The organism is Streptomyces gelaticus (genome assembly GCF_014649535.1).
Classification (GTDB): Bacteria; Actinomycetota; Actinomycetes; order Streptomycetales; family Streptomycetaceae; genus Streptomyces; species Streptomyces gelaticus.
In genome coordinates this window covers 15,829-36,335 of the sequence record NZ_BMTF01000032.1, presented here as the reverse complement: position 1 = coordinate 36,335, position 20,507 = coordinate 15,829, and the positions used below count along the sequence as shown (strand labels likewise).

Sequence of the window (20,507 nt, the reverse complement as noted above, 5' to 3'; positions counted from 1 at the left end):
CCGCTGCTTTTTCAGGTTTCCCAGGGTTCCAAGTACCCAGCGATGCCCGGATTGTCACCTATGGCGGAAGTTGTCACCCAACGGTTTGGCTGCTTCCGCTCGCAGTAACGGTCCTCCGGGCAGGCCAAAGGCGTACACTACCGGCCTTTCACTTCGACGTCTAAATCCGTTCCGGCACGGGATTGCCCGCGGCTGCCACGGCCCGCCTGATCGGCACCCTCGCGAGCAGCACCGAACCGACCACGAAGAAGATCACCAACGAGATGATCGCATCCCGGTAGCTGCCGGTCAGCTGATATGCGAGACCGAACACCAGTGGCCCCAGCCAGCTCAGCCCGCGGTCGCTCATCTCGTACGCGGAGAAGTACTCGGCCTCCTTGCCGCGCGGTACCAGATGGGAGAAGAGCGAGCGCGACAGAGCCTGACTGCCGCCGAGCACCAGGCCGATGGCCGATGCCAGTACATAGAAGAAGACCGGCGCTCCGGCGGGGAGGAAATAGCCGGCGACGAGAATCAGCGTCCAGACGACGAGCGAGCCGAGGATCGTGCGCTTCGCGCCGTACGACCGTGCCAGCCGGCCCATTCCCAGCGCCCCGGCCACCGCGAGCACCTGGACCAGCAGCACCGCCGTGATCAGGGTCGTCTGGTCGAGGCCCAGTTCCTCGGAGCCGTAGACCGAGGCCTGGGAGATCACCGTCTGCACACCGTCGTTGTAGACGAGGTACGCCAGCAGGAAGGAGAGCGTCAGCGGGTGGCGGCGCATGTCGCGCAGGGTGGCCATCAGCTGCCGCCAGCCCGAACCGACCGCCCCCTCGCCGCTCGCCGTCACGCGCCGGTCGCGCAGCCGGCGCAGCGGCACCAGTGTGAAGGCACCCCACCACAGGCCGGCCGACGCCAGACAGATCCGTACCGCATCGGACTGGGAGAGGCCGAAGGAGTCGTGGCCCGTGTACAGGACCAGGTTCAGGACCAGGACGAGCGCGCCCGAGGTATAGCCGAAGGCCCACCCGCGGGAGGAGACCGCGTCGCGCTCCTCCGGCTCGGCGATCTGCGGCAGATACGCGTTGTAGAGCACCATCGAGACCGAGATCGCGGCGTTCGCCACGATCAACAGGAACGCGCCCAGCAGATAGCGGTGACCGTCCAGGAAGAACATGCCGGTGGTCGCGGCGGCACCCGCGTATGCGGCGGCCGCGAGGAGCGGCTTCTTGCGCCCCGTACGGTCCGCGGCGGCGCCCACGATCGGCATCAGGATCACGGCGACCACCACGGACACGGAGACCGCGTAGGCGAACAGCGACCCGGCGCGGACCGGAATGCCGAGCGGGTGAACGAAGCCGTCGGCGTCGGCGGCCGCCTTGGCTATGGAGGTGAGATAGGGGCCGATGAACACCGTCAGGACGCTCGTCGAGTAGACGGAGCAGGCGAAGTCGTAGAAATACCAGCCGCGTTGTTCGCTTCTGCGGCTCGCGGCAGCGGCGGAATCCGCAGTCGGTTCCGTCGGCTCAGCGGTTTCCGCGGTTTCGGCGCTCAACCCGCACCCCCTCGTCTCTCCCCGTGAAGACCTGGCACGGCCGGCGTCAGGCCCAGGCCCCCCGCTCGCTCAGCACCGTGCGCAGCGTCTCGATGTGATCGGTCATGATGCCATCCACGCCGAGATCGAGGAGCGCTGCCATCCGCTCGGGCTCGTTCACGGTCCAGACGTGCACCTGGAGCCCGCGCGCGTGCGCCTCGCGCACGAAGCGCCGGTCGACCACCCGGACGCCGTTCTGGCTCTCCGGCACCTGCGCGCACACCGCGCCCGCCCGCAGTGCGGCCGGAATCCCGTACGAGCGCAGCCGCAGGCCGAGCACGCCGCGCACGCCGTACGAAGTGGCGAGCCGGGGGCCTGCCAGCCGGTGCGCCCTGGCGACCCGGGCCTCCGAGAACGAGCCGACGCACACCCGGTCCCAGGCGTCCGTGCGGCGGATCAGCCCGACCAGCGGGACCAGTGCGGACGCGGCCTTGATGTCGACGTTCCAGCGGGCCTCGGGGAAGGTCTCCAGCAGCTCCTCGAACAGCGGCAGCGGCTCCCGGCCCGCCACCCTGGCGCGCCGCACCTCGCTCCACGGCAGCTCGGCTATCCGGCCGCGGGCGTCCGTCACCCGGTCCAGGGTGGCGTCGTGGAAGGCGACCAGGCGGCCGTCCGAGGTGGTGTGCACATCGGTCTCGAAATACCGGTACCCGGCGTCGGCGGCCCGGCGGAACGCGGCCGTGGTGTTCTCGATCCCGTCCGCCGCACCGCCTCGGTGGGCGAAGGGGATCGTCGCGGGATGGTCCAGATAGGGATGGCGTACGGAGGTCACTGCGGAAGTATGGCCTGCCCCGGTGTCCGGGGGGTGACGGTGGTGTCGCCACTGTCCGGCGCGGGCGCGACGGTGTTCTCCCCGGCCCCGGTCTCCTCGACGGCGCCGCTCTCCGCCGCGGGCCCGTCGCCGATCGCGAAGAAGCGCAGGAAGAACTGGGCGAGCGGGCCGATGGCCAGGGCGTACACGACCGTGCCCGCCCCGAGGGTGCCACCGAGGAGGAAGCCGGTCACCACGACCGCCACCTCGATCAGCGTCCGTACCAGCCGGATGGACCGGCCGGTGCGCAGATGCAGCCCGGTCATCAGCCCGTCGCGGGGCCCCGGGCCGAACCGTGCCGTGATGTACAGCCCAGTGGCGACGCCGTTGACCACGACCCCCGCGGCCATCACGGCTATTTGTGCGGTGAGGCCGTGCACGTCGGGCACCAGCGCCAGCGTGCCGTCCATGGCTATGCCCACGGCGAAGACATTGGAGACGGTGCCCAGGCCCGGACGCTGCCTGAGCGGGATCCACAGCAGCAGGACGGCGGCACCGACGATGATCGATACGACCCCGATGGACAGCCCGGTGCGCTCGGCGAGCCCCTGATGCAGCACTCCCCAGGGTTCGAGCCCCAGACCGGCGCGGACCAGGAACGCGGCGCTGGCCCCGTACAGCGCGAGACCGGCGTACAGCTGGATCAGCCGTCGGGTGAGGTGAGCCCCGCGAGGGGTGGCGGTGGCGGACAAGAGGGCCCCCTGGTGTGGTGGTGGTGGACTGCCGCGTGTCACTCTGTGGCAGGGGATTGGCTGCCAACTATGGCCAATCCGAGGAAGGTGGACTGATTTCCATGGCTCAGTGGACTTCGGCGGTGGGTGCGGCGCAGCTCGCCCGGCAGCTCCAGGCCCAACAGCCCCGGCCCGTCGGACCGGGCGCCCGCAGGCCGCCCGCCTATCGTGCGCTGGCCGACGGAATCCGTCTCCTCGTCCTCGAAGGCCGGGTGCCGGTCGCCGCCAGGCTCCCCGCCGAACGCGAACTGGCGCTCGCCCTGTCCGTCAGCCGCACCACCGTCGCAGCCGCGTACGAGGCGCTGCGGACCGAGGGGTTCCTGGAGTCCCGCCGCGGAGCCGGCAGCTGGACCGCCGTGCCGGCCGGGAACCCGCTGCCCGCACGCGGTCTGGAGCCGCTGCCCCCGGAGTCCCTCGGCTCGATGATCGACCTGGGCTGCGCCTCGCTGCCCGCTCCCGAGCCGTGGCTGACCCGGGCGGTCCAGGGCGCCATCGAGGAGCTCGCACCGTACGCGCACACGCACGGCGACTATCCGGCCGGGCTGCCCGCGCTGCGGCAGATGATCGCCGACCGCTACACCGCGCGCGGCATCCCGACCATGCCCGAACAGATCATGGTCACCACCGGTGCGATGGGCGCGATCGACGCGATCTGCCATCTCTTCGCGGGCCGCGGCGAGCGGATCGCGGTGGAGTCCCCGAGCTATGCCAACATCCTGCAGCTGATGCGGGAGGCGGGTGCCCGGCTGGTGCCGGTGGCGATGGAGGAGGGGCTCGGTGGCTGGGACATGAACCGGTGGCGGCAGGTGCTGCGGGACGCGGCGCCGCGGCTCGCCTATGTCGTGGCCGACTTCCACAACCCCACCGGCGCGCTGGCCGACGACGACCGGCGGCGTGACCTGGTGGACGCGGCCCGTTCCGCCGGTACGGTCCTGGTCGTCGACGAGACCATGAACGAACTCTGCCTGGACCCCGATGTCCGGATGCCCCGCCGGGTCTGTGCCTTCGATCCGGCCGGCTCCACCGTGATCACGGTCGGATCGGCGAGCAAGGCCTTCTGGGCGGGCATGCGGATCGGCTGGGTGCGCGCGGCCCCGGACGTGATCCGCAGCCTGGTGGCCGCCCGCGCCTACGCCGACATGGGCACCCCCGTCCTCGAACAGCTCGCCCTGAACTGGCTGATGCGCACCGGCGGCTGGGCGGAGGCCGTGCAGGTCCGGCGCGAACAGGCGCGGGAGAACCGGGACGCGCTGGTCGCCGCGGTCCGCCGGGAGCTGCCCGACTGGGAGTTCTCCGTTCCGCTCGGTGGCCTGACGCTCTGGGTGCGCACCGGCGGCCTCTCCGGCTCCCGGCTGGCGGTGGCCGGGGAGCGGGTCGGGGTACGCGTCCCGTCCGGTCCCCGGTTCGGGGTCGACGGCGCCTTCGAGGGGTACGTGCGGCTGCCGTTCACGGTCGCGGGGCCGGTCGCGGACGAGGCGGCGGTACGGCTGGCTGCGGCGGCGCAGCTGGTCGGTTCGGGGGCGGCCGCGGGGGCCGAGGCGCCGCGGACGTTCGTCGCCTGACCGGGAAACGGTGCGGGGTGACGGGCCGCCGGCCCGTCACCCCGCGGGCGCGTCCGTTCAGTCGGTGACCGCCATGCCGTCGACGGCCACGGCCATGGAGCGCGGCAGCACCGGCTCCGGGACGCCCGCCCCGACGGCCGGCGCCTGCCGCTCGGGGAGCAGTCCGAGGACCGCCTGCCGCTCCGCCTCGCCGGTGGCCTCGTCGTACGGATCGGGCGTGGCCGGGACCTGGAGCCGGAGCACCGGACCGGTGCCGAGCCGGGCGTAGCCGCGGCCGGGCGGTACATCGGCGGCCGGGGTGGTGTGCGGCTCGGTGCCGAGCACCGACTCCACCTGCTCGCGGGAGCAGTGGCCGAGCACGACCCGAGCCCTGCAGTGCGTCCGCACGGTCTCGCCGAGGGTGTCCAGGCCGTCGAACTGATCGGTGAGCACCACGGTGACGTTGGCCGCCCTGCCGTGCCGCAGCGGCACCTGGAGCAGCTCCTGCGGATCGGGCCTGCCGTCGGTGGCGGCCAGGTGTCCGAGGAAACCGGGCCGGTCCAGCAGGATCCAGAGCGGGCGCTTGATGTCGTCGGGCACGGGGTGGCCGGCCTGCCGGGCCCGGTTCGCGGCGATCAGCCGCCGCTCCGTCTCGTGGGCGGCCCACTCCAGGGTGGCCAGTGCGCCGGCCAGCCCGCACTCCACGGCGAGCACGCCGTCCCGCCCGCTCAGGCAGGCGTATTCGCCGGTTCCGCTGCCTTCGACGATCAGGACGTCGCCGTGCTGGAGTGCCTGCAGGGCGATGGAGCGCATCAGCGTGGTGGTGCCGCTGCCGGGCTGCCCGATCACCAGCAGGTGCGGCTCGGTGGAGCGGGCGCCGGTGCGCCAGACGACCGGAGGGGCGTCGCGGGTCGCGTCGCCGTCGTGCACCGGAACCGTGCGCTGCACCGCGTCGTCGTCGGTGAAGCCCAGGACGGTCTCGCCGGGGGCGGTGACGAAGCGCTGGGCGCCGATCGAGGTGGGCAGGGCGCCGAGGACGCTCATGACGAGCGCGTTGCCCTCCTCGTCCCAGGCGAAGTGGTATTCGCGGCCGCGGCCGGACTTGGCGTGCAGCAGCCGCTCGATCCGGGCGCGGGAGGCGGCCTCGCTGTCGGTGAAGTAGGCGGGGTACGCCACCTGGAGGCGGGTCAGCCGCCCGTCGCCGTCGAACTCGTAACCGCTGAAGGCCTTCTCCCAGTCGCCGCCGTGGGAGAAGAGCGGGGCGGGGTCGTCGGCCACCGAGAAGTACGGCACGAGCGCCTCGTACAGCGAGCGAAGCCGCGCCGTCTCCGCCTCGTCGGGGCCGGTCTTCACGGGGGTGCGCTCCCGCCCCGCCCAGGCGGCTGCGCCCATCACCGTGACGAGGGCGATCAGGCCCCCGTACGGCATGAGCGCGAACGCGAGCACGCAGGCCGCGACGAGGAACAGCGTGGGGCCACGCTTGTCCTTGGGCGTCGCGGCCCACTTCTGCCGTCCGGCTCCGGCCAGCAGCCGCAGCCCACGAGTGATCGTGATCAGCGGTTGGAGGACGTCCGTGGCGTTGTCGGCGGCCGTGCGCGCGAACTCGCGACTGCGAGTGATCGAGGCGCTGCCGCTGCTCAGAATGCGGGGAAGTGGTCGCCTGGCCACGTCGGCCTCCTGACGGGGTGGGAACGGTGGCGGAGGGTCAGAACTTGATCCCGCCCAGGAGGCCGGCGAGACTCGCGCCGCCCGCGGTGATACTCGGTGCGATGGCGGTGCCTGCCAGATAGAAGCCGAACAGGGCAGTGACGAGGGCGTGCGAGGCCTTGAGGCCGTCCTTCCTGAAGAACAGGAAGACGATGATGCCGAGGATGACGACGCCTGACATGGACAGGATCATGAGTGGTTCTCCTGGTTGGGGGGGACAGTCACCATGAGTCCTTCCAGGTTCACCGGAAGTATCTATGCGATAAAAGCCGCAAACGGGTGAAAAGTCGTTATTTTCACTTGAATGGCCGTCCCGGTGATCCCGAGGGGGCGGAACAGCCGGTGTCGCGTACCGTTCCGCCGCACCATTCGTGATCCTTTGCGGCGGGTGGGCCGGGCCATGTGACCGGCCGGGCAGTACCCTGTCGGTTCACTCGTACGGCCCCCATGGCGTACGCCATGGCAGGTCGACAGTGGTGAAACCGATTGATGGAAGGCGGTCCGTCCGATGAGCGAAACACCCGATCCCGAGGTGGTCGAGCTGGCGACGAAGGTCTTCGACCTCGCCCGCCACGGTGAGGCCGACGCGCTCGCCGCGTACGTCGACGCCGGTGTCCCCGCCAACCTCACCAACGACCGGGGCGATTCGCTGCTGATGCTCGCCGCCTACCACGGGCACGCCGCCGCAGTCACAGCTCTCGTCGGCCGGGGCGCCGACCCGGACCGGGCCAACGACCGCGGGCAGACGCCGCTGGCCGGTGCCGTCTTCAAGGGTGAGGACGCGGTGATCGCGGCACTGCTCTCCGCAGGGGCCGATCCGGCCGCCGGAACGCCCTCCGCCGTCGACACGGCCCGCATGTTCGGCAAGGCCGACCTGCTGGAACTCTTCGGCGCCCGCTGACCGGGTACGCGGTAAATGTGGTCGCGGTGGCGAAATGGCTGGGTCATCATGACGTCGCGGGCCCGGCCCCGGGCCACCGACGAGAGGCAGAGGAAGATGGTCTACACCAAGCAGAAGACGGCGGTCGGCCGATCATGTTGCTGCGCGGCGTAGTGCCCACCCGGCACTTGGAACTGCACAGTCCCGGTTGCGTCGACAGCTTGATGTGAGGCTTTTTCCATGTTTGATCCGTTCATAGCGCCGAGCGGCACCCTGCTCGGCCTGCTGCAGAGGGGCCGCGGCGACGGCACGCTCCACGCGCTCGCCGCACCACGCCCCGAGGCCCTGGCGGCTCTCAACCACTGCGTCCTGAGCGATCCACGTCACGACTGGCAGGTGGAGAACCGCTCCCTCTACTACGCGCGCCTGTATCTCGACCTCGACGGCGGCATCGAAGAGATCGAGCGGCACCTGTGCGATCCCGACGACCGCCTCGACACCGACGACTCGCGCACCGGGCTGGCCCTCGCCGTGCTCGGCCACCTCGCCTCGTACGGACGCGACGACGCCCTGGCCCTGCTGCGGCGGTACGCCGCGACCGGCGCCAACTGGGCCTGGGCCCTCGACGAGCTCGCCCTGCGCGACGACGACGCGGGACTCCGTGCCCTCGCCGTACCCGTGCTCGGGCGGTTCCCGGCCACCGAGGAGGGCGCCGCCGAGCTGGCCGCCGCTGTGCGGGACGCCTACGAACCCCGCCCCTGGCGGCTCTGGGCGGACGATCCGCGCGACACGGTCGGCCCCAGGGTCAGGGCCGCCTCGGAACAGGGCTCCTTCGACCGCTGGCAGCGCCAGCTGCGGCCCGGCGGCCCCCGACCCGGCTGGAGCGTGCAGGCGGTCTTCGACTGGGCCCAGCAGGGACTCGAACGCGGCAGCACCCTCCATGTGCCGGCCGCCCGCTGCCTCACCGCCGTCGCGGGCCCCGAAGACCGGCCCACGATCATCGAGGCCGCCCGCAGCGGCCCGGAGGGCGCACGCTGTGCCGCGCTGCACTACCTGGCGGAGGCCAAGGACCCGGCCGTGCTCGACCTGATCGAGGCCGGAGCGGTCAGTGCCTCGCGCACCGTCGCCGAGGCGTCCGTCGCCGCCTTCGAGCGGATGTGCGGCGATGCGGCGGTGGACCGCGCCCGGCGCTGGGCCCGGCGGCTCGACGCGCTCGGCGCCTCCGCGGCCGGCGTGCTCGCCTGCCGGGGCGGTGCCCAGGACGCGCCGCTGGTTCTCGGCGCACTCCGCGAGGCCGTACGGGGCGAGGGGCCGGACGCACCACGCCTGTGGACCCTCGTCGACGGCGCGGGACGTCTCGGAATCGGCTGCGCCGCCCCCGTGCTGCGGCACGTCTACCGGGAGACCTCCTCCTCGCACCTGCGCGGCCGGGCGGCCCGCGCACTGGCCGCCACCGATCCCTCCTTCGCCACCGGCTTCGCCGTCGAATGCCTGTGGGACTGCGAGGAGACCACCCGCGAGGTCGCCGCACTCCACGCGGAGACCGGCGACATCAGGGTCGCCGAGCGACTCCGCCGCCTCGCCGCCGACCCGGCCGAGGAGGCCGAGGTACAGACGGCGGTACGCAGCCGGATCGGGCCCGACACCCCCGCGGCCTGACCGAGCAGACACAGCGACGCGCGTCGGGGGCGCGCGGCGCGAACGGGCGGCCCCGACGTGCCCGGCCCAAACGCTCACAGGACGTTCCCGGGCGGAAAGATCGAAGTCGGCCCGGTCACGCCCGGCATGGCGGCCATACGAATTTGCGTGCCGTCGTCACCGAATCCTGCCCGCCCGATGTCAACAGCGTGGCCCGGTGCACCCTCCGGACGGCCCGGCATCTCGCCGGCCGCGGCCACGAACCGCTCGGCGTCGCCCCGGCCACCGCCGGTGCGCGACGACCACGTCCCCTCCGGACCGCTCCGATGTCTCCGGCACTCTTGATGCCGACGCCCCTGTCCTGCGGTACGTGTCCCTTCCCTCCCCCTGCCCGACTGCCCCCGGGTCGCATCGCGCTGCCCAGCCGCCGGCTGACCGCTGCTCCTGCGGTACGGGCGCCCACCTCGACCGGCCCGCAGCGGGCCGCGCCGTCCGGGCCGTTGTCCGTGCCGTGGGTCAGTATGGAGGGATGAGCGGGCGCTGGGAGTTCTGGATCGACCGGGGCGGGACATTCACCGATGTCGTGGGCCGGGATCCCGGCGGACACCTGGTCACCCGCAAGCTGCTCTCCCACGACCCGGACCGCTACCGCGACGCCGCCGTGGCCGGAATCCGGGCGCTGCTCGGCCTCGGCCCCACCGACCCGGTCCCGGCCGACCGGGTCGCTGCGGTGCGGATCGGTACGACGGTCGCCACCAACGCCCTGCTGGAGAGGCGCGGCGAGCCGACCGTCCTGGTCATCACGGAAGGCTTCCGGGACGCCCTGCGCATCGCGTACCAGAACCGGCCGCGGCTCTTCGACCGCCGCATCCTGCTGCCCGAGGCGGTGTACGAGCGGGTGATCGAGGTCCCCGAGCGGATCGATGCCCACGGCCGGGTCGTCAGACCACTGGAGCGGGAAGCGGTCACCGAGCGGCTGCGGGCGGCCCGCGCCGACGGACTGTGCAGCGCGGCCGTCGTCCTGATGCACGGCTACCGCCACCCCGGACACGAGAGCGCCGTGGCCGAGGCGGCCCGCGAGGCGGGCTTCACCCAGGTCAGCTGCTCGCACGAGGTGAGCCCGCTGATCAAGCTCGTACCGCGGGGCGACACCACCGTCGTCGACGCCTATCTCTCGCCGATCCTGCGCCGGTACGTCGACGAGGTCGCCGGCGAACTCGACGGCATCCGGCTGATGTTCATGCAGTCCAACGGAGGGCTGCGCGAAGCCTCCCACTTCCGGGGCAAGGACGCGGTGCTCTCCGGCCCGGCGGGGGGCGTGGTCGGTATGGCCCGCACCTCCGAACAGGCCGGATTCGGCCGGGTCATCGGCTTCGACATGGGCGGAACGTCCACCGACGTGTCCCACTACGCGGGCGGGTTCGAACGCGAACTCGGCACCCAGGTCGCCGGGGTGCGGATGCGCGCCCCGATGATGAGCATCCACACCGTCGCGGCCGGCGGCGGCTCCATCCTGCACTTCGACGGCCGGCGCTACCGGGTCGGCCCCGACTCGGCGGGCGCGATCCCCGGCCCGGCCTGCTACCGCCGCGGCGGCCCGCTGACCGTCACCGACGCCAATGTGATGCTCGGCCGGATCCAGCCGGCGCACTTCCCGGCTGTCTTCGGACCCGACGGCGACCTCCCGCTCGACGCGGACCTGGTGCGCGAACGCTTCGAGGCGCTCGCCGAGGACGTGGCGCGCGCCACCGGAACACGGCGCACGGCCGCCGGGACCGCCGCCGGATTCCTGGAGATCGCCGTGCTCAACATGGCGAACGCGGTCAAGAAGATCTCCGTGCAGCGCGGCCACGACATCACCCGCTACGCCCTGACCGGCTTCGGCGGCGCCGGTGGCCAGCACGTCTGCGCCGTCGCCGACTCCCTGGGCATCGACACGGTTCTCGTACCGCCGCTGGCCGGTGTGCTGTCCGCGTACGGCATCGGTCTCGCGGACACCACCGCGATGCGTGAACAGTCCGTGGAGGCCGAACTGACCGCGGCGACCCGGACCGCAGTGGGCGAACTCTGCGAGGAACTGGCTGTCCGGACCCGCGCCGAACTGCGCGCCGACGCCGTCCCCGACAGCGCGATCAGCACCCGTGCCCGCGTACTGCTGCGCTACGCCGGTACGGATTCGAGCCTGCCCGTCGACCTGGACACCGCGCCCGCCATGGCCGAGGCATTCACCGCCGAGCACCGGGCGCGCTACGCGTTCACCATGGACAAACCCCTGATCGTCGAGGCCGTCTCGGTCGAGGCGACCGGAACGGCGGGCCGGCACGAGCCGCCCCCGGCCGGCCCTGCGCCCCGCACGGACACGAAACCCCGACCGCACGACACCGTACGGATGTTCGCCGACGGCCGGTGGCAGGACACTCCGCTCCACCGCCGCGAGGAACTGCGTCCCGCGGACACCGTGACCGGCCCCGCCGTGATCGCCGAGGCGGAGGCCACCACCGTCGTCGACCCGGGCTGGCAGGCCGCTCTCGCCGACACCGGCCATCTGCTGCTCACCCGGGTCCGCCCGCGCCCCGACCGCACGGCCGTCGGCACCCGCGTCGACCCCGTCATGCTGGAGGTCTTCAACAACCTCTTCATGTCGATCGCCGAGCAGATGGGGGTGCGCCTGGAGAACACGGCGCACTCCGTCAACATCAAGGAGCGGCTCGACTTCTCCTGCGCGCTCTTCGACGCGGACGGCAACCTGATCGCCAACGCCCCGCACATTCCCGTCCACCTCGGCTCGATGGGGGAGTCCATCAAGGAGGTGCTGCGGCGCAACGACGGCACGATGCGTCCCGGCGACGCGTACGCCATCAACGACCCGTACCACGGGGGAACCCATCTGCCCGATGTGACCGTGGTGACCCCGGTGTTCGACGGCGCCGGCGGCGGGCCGCCGGAGCTGAGCTTCCTCGTGGCCTCACGCGGACACCACGCCGAGATCGGCGGCATCACCCCCGGCTCCATGCCCGCCTTCAGCCGCACCATCCACGAGGAGGGCGTGCTGTTCGACAACTGGCTGCTCGTACGCGACGGCAGATTCCGCGAGGACGAGACGCGCGAACTGCTCACCACCGCCGCGTACCCCTCCCGTGACCCGGAGGCCAACCTCGCCGACCTGCGCGCCCAGATCGCCGCCAACGAAAAGGGCATCGCCGAACTCCGCCGCATGGTCGAGCAGTTCGGGCCCGACGCCGTCGCCGCGTACATGGGACACGTGCAGGACAACGCCGAGGAGTCCGTCCGCCGGATCATCGCCGCACTGCACGACGGCTCCTACCGCTACGAGACCGACAACGGCGCGGTCATCGAGGTCGCTCTCACCGTGGACCGGGCCGCCCGCGGCGCGGTCGTCGACTTCACGGGCACCTCGCCGCAGCAGCCGGGCAACTTCAACGCGCCGAAGTCCGTGGTCATGGCCGCCGTGCTGTACGTCTTCCGGACCCTGGTCGCCGAGGACATCCCCCTCAACAGCGGCTGCCTCAAACCCCTGGAGGTCCGGATTCCGGAAGGCTCCATGCTGGCCCCCGTCCATCCCGCCGCCACCGTCGCGGGAAACGTGGAGACGTCCCAGGCCGTCACCGGCGCCCTGTACGCGGCCCTCGGCATCCAGGCAGAGGGCTCGGGCACCATGAACAACCTCACCTTCGGCAACGAACGCGTCCAGTACTACGAGACGGTGGCGAGCGGCTCGGGCGCGGGCGACGGCTTCGACGGCGCCGACGCCGTACAGACCCACATGACCAACTCCCGCCTCACCGACCCCGAAGTCCTCGAATGGCGCTACCCCGTCCTGCTGGAGAGCTTCCAGGTGCGCGAGGGCAGCGGGGGCGGCGGGCGCTGGCACGGCGGCTGCGGCGTGGAGCGGCGGATCCGCTTCCTGGAACCCGTCACCGTGGCCCTGCTCTCCGGCCACCGCCGGATCCGGCCGTACGGCATGGCGGGCGGCGAACCCGGCGCACGGGGCGACCAGCACATCGAGCACCCGGACGACCGGGCGGTCACACCGCTGCGCGGCTGCGACACGGCCGAGCTGGAGCCGGGGGACGTACTGGTGCTGCGCACACCGGGCGGCGGGGGCTACGGAACCCCGGAGCCGGGCCGCGACGACGGCGTGCGACGCGGCGGGGAACGGCCGTGACGCCACTGCCGGCCGGTCCCGGACCAGGGGGTCGCTTCTGCGCCGTTTCGACCGTTGTCAGTCCGAGGACCTAATCTGTGCACCGTGACTTCGCCTGCCTGCACGGACAACGCTGCGCCCCAGCTCGGCGCGGGGCCGCGGCCCGCCCCGGGCCCGGCCGCCGACGAGGGGCTCTCGCGGCGGCTGCGCGCGCTCGCCTGCACGGCGCCGCTGCACGACCTCGATGTGCGCAAGGCGAACCTGGCAGGTGAGTACACGGTCTACGCGATGGCCGAGGTCGCCCTCGCCGCGATCGACCTCGTCACGCTCAACATGGACTTCGACACGGGCGCCGACCACGACCAGATAGTGACCAGACTGCTTCCCCGCGTCGCCGCCCAGGCCCCGCACCGCCCCGTGGCCGAGCACGAGCGGGTCGCGCGCTGGGTGCTGGAGAACCTGATCAACGTCGGCAGCGTGGACCGCGGATTCCGCGTGGTGTACGGCACGTTCGGCCCCGACGGGGTGTACGTCCGCCGGGACTACGACTTCAAGCTGATCGAAGAAGTACCGGGACACGGCGGCACCGTCTACCTCCGCGCCACCGACGAGGCCGTCAACGTTCTGGTGGGCGCCCTCGACACGGACGTCACCAGCGCCCAGATCGCCGCCGAGGTGAAGCTGGAGGTCCTCATCAGCCGGGGCCGCCTCGCGGACGCCCAGCTCGCCGCCGAACAGGCCCGCTACCGCACCGTGCAGTACGCGGAGACCCTCCGCAAGACGCTGGAGGCCACCCGGCGCAACGTCCGCGCGGTCGACTGGCTCAACGCGGTGCCCGACATGATCGCCGAAGCGCTGGACCACGTCGCCGACCGCTACCGCCACGAGAACGCGATCCTCACCAACATCCGCAAGGCGCGCGACGAGGCGGAGGAGCCCGAGCACAAGCGCCGCGCCGCCGAGCTCGTCGACATCGTCAAGGACTGCATCCGCCGCCACACCCAGCTGCAGTCCCGCCTGCTGGAAGCCGGACCGCTGTTCCGCGCCGAACAGGACCGACAGGCGTTCGCCACCCCCATGGCCCGCGCCGGCCTCGATCTGTACGGCCAACTGGTCGCCCCGCTGCTGCCGCTCCCCGTCGAACAGGCGATCCGCGTCACCGACGCCTTCTTCGCCCGCGGCACCGGGCTGCGCACCCCCACCTCGGTACGGGTCGGCGACCTCGTCGACATGCTGCTCACCCCGCCCCTGGAGCGCGAACACCTGGGCGCCGAGATGCCCGAGCCCGATCTGATCGCCACCCCCGACGACAGCAGGTTCAGCGAGGAGCAGCTCGCGAGCGCCATGGAGCTCCTGGATCTGGAACACGACGCCCCGCGCCGCCTGTCCGGCCTCCTCGCCGAGGCCCGGCTACGCGATCCCGAACTGCCCTACCTGGTCGCCCTGCTCGCGGTGCACGCCGCGAGTCCTCCGGTCGGCACCGCCTACCGGCAGGGAGAGCAGCGCCTGCTGTTCTCCGTCGACGACGGCACGCAGCTCGACGACTTCGAGTTCGGCGGCGCGGACCTGATCGTGGGCACGGCTCTGCTGGACGCGGCCGGCATGGCCGCCGACCGCACGGAGGCGTCATGACCGGCGCGGTGCGCGCGGCACATCGCCCGCCGACCGGGCAGGCCCCCGTCGGCACCCATGCCGCGGACCGGACCGCGCAGCCCTGGACGGACACCGCGAGACCCAGCGCCGTCCACCCCGTACCGAAGAGTTTCCGCAGCAAGGAGCGACCGTCGTGAGCGACCACCGCGCACAGCACGCCGACGCGTGGGGCGAGCCGGCCGCCGCGTACGCGACCGAGGGCGCGGGGCCCGCCGAGCCGGTGGGCCCCGCGGCCACCGCGTCCGCCGCAACCCCGGCCGACGCGGCCGACGCCGCCCGGCTCGTCGCCTTCGGCCTCCAGCCCAAGCTGCTGCCCGCACGCGACGCGGAGTACGCCGAACTGCTCCGCCGCTACCGGGAGGAGCCCGCGTTCGCCCGGCTCGCCGACGCCGTGGCGACCGGACTCGGACTGGTCGTCCTGGAGGTGTCCACCCGCGCGGGCATGGCCGTGACCGCCGGTGAGGACTCCGTCTTCGCCGTCCGCATGGGCGACTACGCCCGCCGCGCCTCGTCCGACTCCGCCGACCGCTTCCTGCACGGGCTCGCACACCTGGCCGTCGCCGCGATGGCCTTTCCCCGCCCCGAGGATCTCGCCGACGACGCGTACATCGGCCGGATCACGGTCAACGGGGTCGACTCCTTCGTCCGTCAGGCCTGCCACCGCCTGGAGGAGCGCGCCGAGGAGCACGGCGACAACACCGACCCGGCCACCGACGCCCCCGGACTCGAAGCGGCCTGGCGGATCTACGCCCGGCGCAGCTCCACCGGCGCCACCAAGGACGCCCGGCGGCTGGCCGGCTCCACCACCGGCATCGTCGGCAAGGCCGTCGCCTTCCTCACCGACTCCGGCTTCCTCCAGCGCACCGGGGACGACTCCGGGGGCGCCTTCCGCACCACCGCCCGCTACCAGCTCCAGGTCCGCGACATGGCCGGCAGTGCCGCCATGGCCGAACTGCTGGAGCTGGGCATCGTCCCGGTCACCGACGGCACGGCGACGCTGCTGCCGCCGCCCGGCGCCGACGATCTGGAGCTGGCCGCCGACGCCGGTCTGCCCTTCCACGCCTGACCGGCCCGCCCCGCCACCGCCCTCTGCCTCCCGCTGCCTGAACGACGAGAGTCCGCCGCCATGTACGAGCTGTCCCGGGTCCGCCTCTACTCCATCGGGCCTGCCGGCGCGCGCTACGCCGACACCGTGCTCGACCTGCGCGGAGTGGGCGAGCCGGTGCCCAACCCCGCGCCGGCCCAGGCGGAGTTCTTCGAGGAGGAACCGGTCGGTCCTCCGCGCCGGCCCGCCCCCGCCGGTGTGCTCTTCCTGGAGAACGGCGGCGGCAAGTCGGTGCTGCTGAAGCTGATCTTCTCGGTGATGCTGCCCGGCCACCGCAACACCCTGGGCGGCGCCAGCTCCGGCGTGCTGCGCAAGTTCCTGCTCGCCGACGACTGCGGGCATGTCGCCCTGGAGTGGCAGCACACCCTCACCGGCGAGTGCGTGGTCGTCGGCAAGGTCAGCGAATGGCGTGGGCGTCAGGTATCCAACGACCCGCGGAAGTTCGCCGAGGCCTGGTACTCCTTCCGGCCCGGACCCGGCCTCAGCCTGGACTCCCTGCCGGTGGCCGAGGCGACATCCGTACGCCGGCCGGTCGAAGGCGTCTCCGGCGCGCAGGGCAGACGGCGCACGATGAAGGGCTTCCGTGACGCCCTCACCGAGGCGGGCAAGTTCTACCAACACCTCGATGTGCACTGGGAAGAGATCCACGACCGCTGGAACGAGCACCTCGGGGGCCTCGGACTCGACCCCGAACTCTTCCGCTACCAGCGCGAGATGAACGCCGACGAGGGCGAGGCGGCGGGGCTCTTCGCGGTCAAGAAGGACTCCGACTTCACCGACCTGCTGCTCCGCGCCGTCACCGACACCCGCGACACCGACGGACTCGCCGACCTGGTGAGCGGCTTCGGCAACAAGCTGGGCCGCCGCGCCGAACTGACCGCCGAACGCGACTTCACCGCCGGCTCGGTCGACCTCCTCGGCCGGATCGTGGAGGCCGCAGGCACCCGCTCCCGCGCCCGGGACATCCACGCCGGCGCAGAGCGCCGCACCCGTACGCTCGCCCGCAGGCTCTCCGCCCGCGCCGGACAGGAACGCGGCCGGACCGCCGAGCTGGCCCAGCAGGTGACGAGCGCCGCGCACACCGTCACCACGGCCGAACAGGCCCGCAGCCGCAGCGCCCTGATCGCCGCCGAACTCGCCTTCCGGCACGCCTCCCTGGCCCTGACCGCGGCAGAGAAGGGCGCCGCCGCCCAGCGCCGCGAACTGGTCGACGCGCGCACCCTGCACTCCGCCTGGCAGGCCGCCGAGGCGGTACTGCGCCACCGCGCCGCCGCCGACCGCTCCGCACGGGTGGCCGCCGCCATCCGCGAGGCCGAGCGGGACGCCGCGCCCGCACTCGCCGCCCGCGCCAGGGCCGCCGCCGATCTCGTCCAGGCACTGCACACCGCCGCCGAGGCCGGCGAGATGCACGCCAATGAGGAGGAGGAGCGCTCGGACACCCTCCAGACCGCGGGCGAGACCGCCCACCGGGACGCCACCACCGCCGCCACCGAGGCCCAGCGCGCCCGCAGCGAGGCCGGACATCTGCGCCAGCGCCTCGCCGAGGTCGAGCAGGAGACGGCACAGGCGGTACGGGCCGGCTGGCTCGACGACACCGCGCCGGACGCCGACCCGGCGCGCGCCGCCCTCGCCGCCAGCGACGCCGAGACCTCCGCCGTCGCCGCGTGGGACACCGCGAGGGAGGCCGCCCGCTCGGCGGCCGACGTGGCCAGGGAAGCCACGGCCGCCGAGAGCCGCGCCGAACTCGCGGCGGCGCGCGCCGCAGACGCCGCGCAGGCCGCGGAACAGTCCTACGAGGCCGAGCTCCGGGCCGCCGAGTCGATCGCCGCCGACCACCGGCTGGCCGACCTGCTGGGTCTGCCCACCGCCCAGGGCACCGGCGTGCCCCGGCCCCGCCGGGGCGCGGCCGGAACGGACCCGGATGTACCGAACGACGCGGACCCCACCGGCACGGTCGCCACCGCCCGACGGCCCGCCACGGAGGCGACCGGCCGCCCGGACGAGCCGGCCGGGCCCGGCGACACGGCCCAGGGCACCCGCACCGCCACGGCCGGACGGACCACCGCCCACGAACAGCCGCTCACCGCCCAGGAGCTCGACCGCAGCGCCGACGAACTGCGGGAGCTGCTCGACCAGTCCATCGCCTCCGCCGAACGCCGCCTCTTCGAGCTGCGCACCGCGGCGGCCGACGACTCCCGCATCCTCGGCGCACTCGGCGACGGCGGACTGCTGCCGCCCGGACCCGATGTCCTCGCCACCGTCGAGTACCTCGGCGAGCACGGCATCCCCGCCCTGCCCGGCTGGCGCTACCTCGCCCAGGCCGTCGACCCCGCCGACCACGCGGCCGTCCTCGCCGCCCGGCCCGAACTCGTCGACGGTGTGGTCATCACCGACCCCGACTCGCACGCCCGCGCCCGCGAGGTGCTGAGCGGCGCCGCGCTGCTGCCGCGCTCCGCGGTCGCCGTCGGCACCGCTGCCGCGCTGCTCGCCCCCGTCCCGGCTGCGGGCACGGGCACGGCGGCGGGGACGGAGGGCGTGTTCCTCGTCCCGCCGAACCCGGCGATGCACGACGAACACGCGGCCGACGAGGAGCGGCAGGCCCTCAGGAGCAGGGCCGCGGCCCGCGACGAGGACATCCGCACCCTCGCGGCCCGCCTCACCGGCGACCGTTCCCTCGCCGCCCGCATCGGCTCCTGGCGGGCCGACTGCCCGCCCGGCATGCTCGCCGAGCTCGCCGAGGCCGCCCGCACCGCCCGCACGGCCGCCGAGAGCGCCGAGGCCGAGCTCGCCGAAGCCCGTACGGTCCGCGCCGAGGCGGACGAGGCCGCGGCGGACACCGCCCGTGTCCGGGACGAGCGGCAGGAAGCCGCACAGCGCGCCCGCCGTGCCGCCGACGCCCTCGCGGGCCTCGCGTACCGGCTTCGCGAGCGTGCGGGCTGGCAGGCGAAGCTCCGTGAACTCGTCGACGAGGCAGCCGAGTCCGAAGCCCGAGCCACCGTCTGCCTGGAACGGGCCCGCGCCGCCGACGAGGACCGCAGAGCCGCCCAGCGCGCCGCCGACGACGCCCGGCGCACCGCTCGCGCCCTGCGCGCCGAACGGGCGGAGATCGCCGGCGCCCCCGAGCAGCTCCCGGAGCCCGGGGACGACCACCCGCGCGCCGCGCTCCCCGCCCTGCGCGAGGCGTACCGGGCCGCTTCCCAGCTGTACGAGAAGGTCGGCGTCGGCGCCGATCTGCGCGCCGAACAGGCCCGCGCGGAGAGCGACGAGAGCGCCGCCCTCGCCGAACTGGACCGGCTCACCAACAAGGTCCGCACCCGTGCCGCCCAGCTGCTAGAGGGCACCGACGGCGCGGACGGCCCCTCCCGGCAGGCGGCAGCCGCCCGCGCCGAGTCCCTGGTCCAGCTCCTGGAGACCAGGGCCGCCACGGCGAGCGAACAGCTGGGCCGGCTCCGCGGCGAGGCCGAGCGCCTGGCTCCGGCCGACGGCGAGCCCCACCACACCGAACTCCCCGATGAGCTGGTCCCCGCCGACGCCGACCGGGCCCAGGCGCTCCTGCGTACCGCCACGGCCGAGCTGGCCTCCGCCACCGCGACCCTGGACACCGCCCGCGCCGCCCACGCCGAGCTGCTGCACGCCCACCGCACCGCGGAGGACTCGGCAGGCGGCTTCGACGAGACCGCGGCCCTCCTGCGCGACGTGCTCAGGGACCACGGCGCGGACGACGAGACCGAGACCCCCGAGCCGTACCCCGGCAGCCTCGACGAGGCCCGGCAGTCCGCCGCCGAGGCCCGCCGCTCCCTGCGCGGCTGCGCCGCCGACCTGTCCGCTGCCGAGAGCGCCGTACGGGAAGCGAGCGACGTCCTCGTGCGGCACGCCAACTCCACGCGCTACGAACAGGTCCGCACCCCCGCCCGTCAGCAGATCCGCGAGCTGCCCGCGGCGGCGCTGCCCGAGCACGCCGAGAAGTGGGCCGCCGCCTTCGCACCCCGGCTCCGGGTACTCACCGACGAGCTGGCCCAGCTGGAGCGCAATCGCGACTCCATCGTCGACCGGCTCCGCGGTCTCGTGGAGTCCGCGCTCACCACCCTCCGCTCCGCCCAGCGGCTCTCCCGGCTCCCCGAAGGACTGGGAGAGTGGTCCGGTCAGGAATTCCTCCGGATCCGTTTCGAGGAGCCGGACCAGGCGACGCTCACCGAGCGGCTCGGCGAGGTCGTCGACGAGGCGACCCGAGCCGCGCTGAAGAAGAACTCCGATCTGCGCAGGGACGGCATGTCCCTGCTGCTGCGCGGTGTGCAGGCGGCGCTGGAGCCCAGGGGCATCGCCGTGGAGATCCTCAAGCCGGACGCGGTGCTCCGCGCCGAGCGCGTCCCGGTCGGACAGATGGGCGACGTCTTCTCCGGCGGCCAGCTGCTCACCGCGGCCATCGCGCTGTACTGCACGATGGCCGCGCTGCGCAGCAACGACCGGGGCCGTGACCGGCACCAGCACCGGCATGCGGGCACCCTCTTCCTGGACAACCCCATCGGCCGCGCCAACGCCACCTATCTGCTGGAGCTCCAGCGCGCGGTGTCGGACGCCCTGGGCGTGCAGCTGCTCTATACGACCGGACTGTTCGACACCACGGCGCTCGCCGAATTCCCGCTGGTCATCCGGTTGCGCAATGACGCGGATCTGCGTGCCGGGCTGAAATACATCAGCGTGGA

The 20,507-nt window shown here is 73.2% G+C and carries 13 protein-coding genes; 8 read left to right on the top strand and 5 right to left on the bottom strand.

Annotation, left to right across the window (positions count from 1 at the left end):
• Positions 1-160: 160 nt before the first annotated feature.
• The 3 genes from IE107_RS30905 to yczE are packed head-to-tail and all read right to left on the bottom strand — an operon-like array spanning position 161 to position 3,076.
• Positions 161-1,534: an MFS transporter gene (locus IE107_RS30905; RefSeq protein WP_189547674.1), complete on the bottom strand. Its 1,374-nt coding sequence runs from the start codon at positions 1,532-1,534 to the stop codon at positions 161-163.
• 46 nt (positions 1,535-1,580) lie between these two features.
• On the bottom strand, positions 1,581-2,345 hold the full coding sequence (locus tag IE107_RS30900) for a glycerophosphodiester phosphodiesterase family protein (protein WP_189547673.1): 765 nt from the start codon (positions 2,343-2,345) through the stop codon (positions 1,581-1,583).
• A complete protein-coding gene (gene yczE, locus IE107_RS30895) occupies positions 2,342-3,076 on the bottom strand; it encodes a membrane protein YczE (protein ID WP_189547672.1) in 735 nt (244 codons plus the stop codon). Before yczE ends, IE107_RS30900 begins: the two co-directional genes overlap by 4 nt.
• A gap of 101 nt (positions 3,077-3,177) precedes the next feature.
• Between yczE and IE107_RS30890 the strand changes: the two genes are divergently transcribed.
• Positions 3,178-4,677 (top strand): SCO1417 family PLP biosynthesis transcription factor, encoded by a 1,500-nt coding sequence (locus IE107_RS30890; RefSeq protein WP_189547671.1) that lies wholly within the window; start codon positions 3,178-3,180, stop codon positions 4,675-4,677.
• A gap of 57 nt (positions 4,678-4,734) precedes the next feature.
• Here the strand turns inward: IE107_RS30890 and IE107_RS30885 are convergent, their stop codons facing one another.
• Both IE107_RS30885 and IE107_RS30880 read right to left on the bottom strand, forming a co-directional pair.
• A complete protein-coding gene (locus IE107_RS30885; RefSeq protein ID WP_189547670.1) occupies positions 4,735-6,324 on the bottom strand; it encodes an ATP-binding protein in 1,590 nt (529 codons plus the stop codon).
• 37 nt (positions 6,325-6,361) lie between these two features.
• The gene (locus tag IE107_RS30880; protein WP_018103962.1) at positions 6,362-6,556 is read right to left on the bottom strand and encodes a hypothetical protein; all 195 of its coding nucleotides are present in this window, start codon (positions 6,554-6,556) and stop codon (positions 6,362-6,364) included.
• A gap of 315 nt (positions 6,557-6,871) precedes the next feature.
• On the opposite strand from IE107_RS30880, the gene IE107_RS30875 reads away from it, so the two are divergent.
• The 7 genes from IE107_RS30875 to IE107_RS30845 form a co-directional block, all read left to right on the top strand.
• On the top strand, positions 6,872-7,264 hold the full coding sequence (locus IE107_RS30875; protein ID WP_189547669.1) for an ankyrin repeat domain-containing protein: 393 nt from the start codon (positions 6,872-6,874) through the stop codon (positions 7,262-7,264).
• Between the two features lie 219 nt (positions 7,265-7,483).
• Positions 7,484-8,902, top strand: coding sequence for a HEAT repeat domain-containing protein (locus IE107_RS30870; protein ID WP_189547668.1), 1,419 nt, complete (start codon positions 7,484-7,486; stop codon positions 8,900-8,902).
• A gap of 508 nt (positions 8,903-9,410) precedes the next feature.
• Entirely contained in the window at positions 9,411-13,067 is a 3,657-nt protein-coding gene (locus tag IE107_RS30865; protein ID WP_189547667.1) for a hydantoinase B/oxoprolinase family protein, read from the top strand.
• An 84-nt stretch (positions 13,068-13,151) separates the two neighbouring features.
• Positions 13,152-14,678 (top strand): hypothetical protein, encoded by a 1,527-nt coding sequence (locus IE107_RS30860; RefSeq protein ID WP_189547666.1) that lies wholly within the window; start codon positions 13,152-13,154, stop codon positions 14,676-14,678.
• Complete coding sequence (locus tag IE107_RS30855; RefSeq protein ID WP_189547665.1) at positions 14,675-14,836, top strand: hypothetical protein; 162 nt, start codon at positions 14,675-14,677, stop codon at positions 14,834-14,836. Before IE107_RS30860 ends, IE107_RS30855 begins: the two co-directional genes overlap by 4 nt.
• Entirely contained in the window at positions 14,833-15,765 is a 933-nt protein-coding gene (locus IE107_RS30850; protein ID WP_189547664.1) for a hypothetical protein, read from the top strand. The genes IE107_RS30855 and IE107_RS30850 overlap by 4 nt, the downstream gene beginning before the upstream one ends.
• 60 nt (positions 15,766-15,825) lie before the next feature.
• The coding region (locus tag IE107_RS30845) for a coiled-coil domain-containing protein (protein WP_229867377.1) at positions 15,826-20,507 on the top strand (4,682 nt) is incomplete at its 3' end.

Coding starts and splice junctions, on each gene's coding strand:
- IE107_RS30890 (WP_189547671.1), top strand. CDS start 3,178: ATGGCTCAGTGGACTTCGGCGGTGGGTGCGGCGCAGCTCGCCCGGCAG.
- IE107_RS30880 (WP_018103962.1), bottom strand. CDS start 6,556: ATGATCCTGTCCATGTCAGGCGTCGTCATCCTCGGCATCATCGTCTTC.
- IE107_RS30875 (WP_189547669.1), top strand. CDS start 6,872: ATGAGCGAAACACCCGATCCCGAGGTGGTCGAGCTGGCGACGAAGGTC.
- IE107_RS30870 (WP_189547668.1), top strand. CDS start 7,484: ATGTTTGATCCGTTCATAGCGCCGAGCGGCACCCTGCTCGGCCTGCTG.
- IE107_RS30865 (WP_189547667.1), top strand. CDS start 9,411: ATGAGCGGGCGCTGGGAGTTCTGGATCGACCGGGGCGGGACATTCACC.
- IE107_RS30855 (WP_189547665.1), top strand. CDS start 14,675: ATGACCGGCGCGGTGCGCGCGGCACATCGCCCGCCGACCGGGCAGGCC.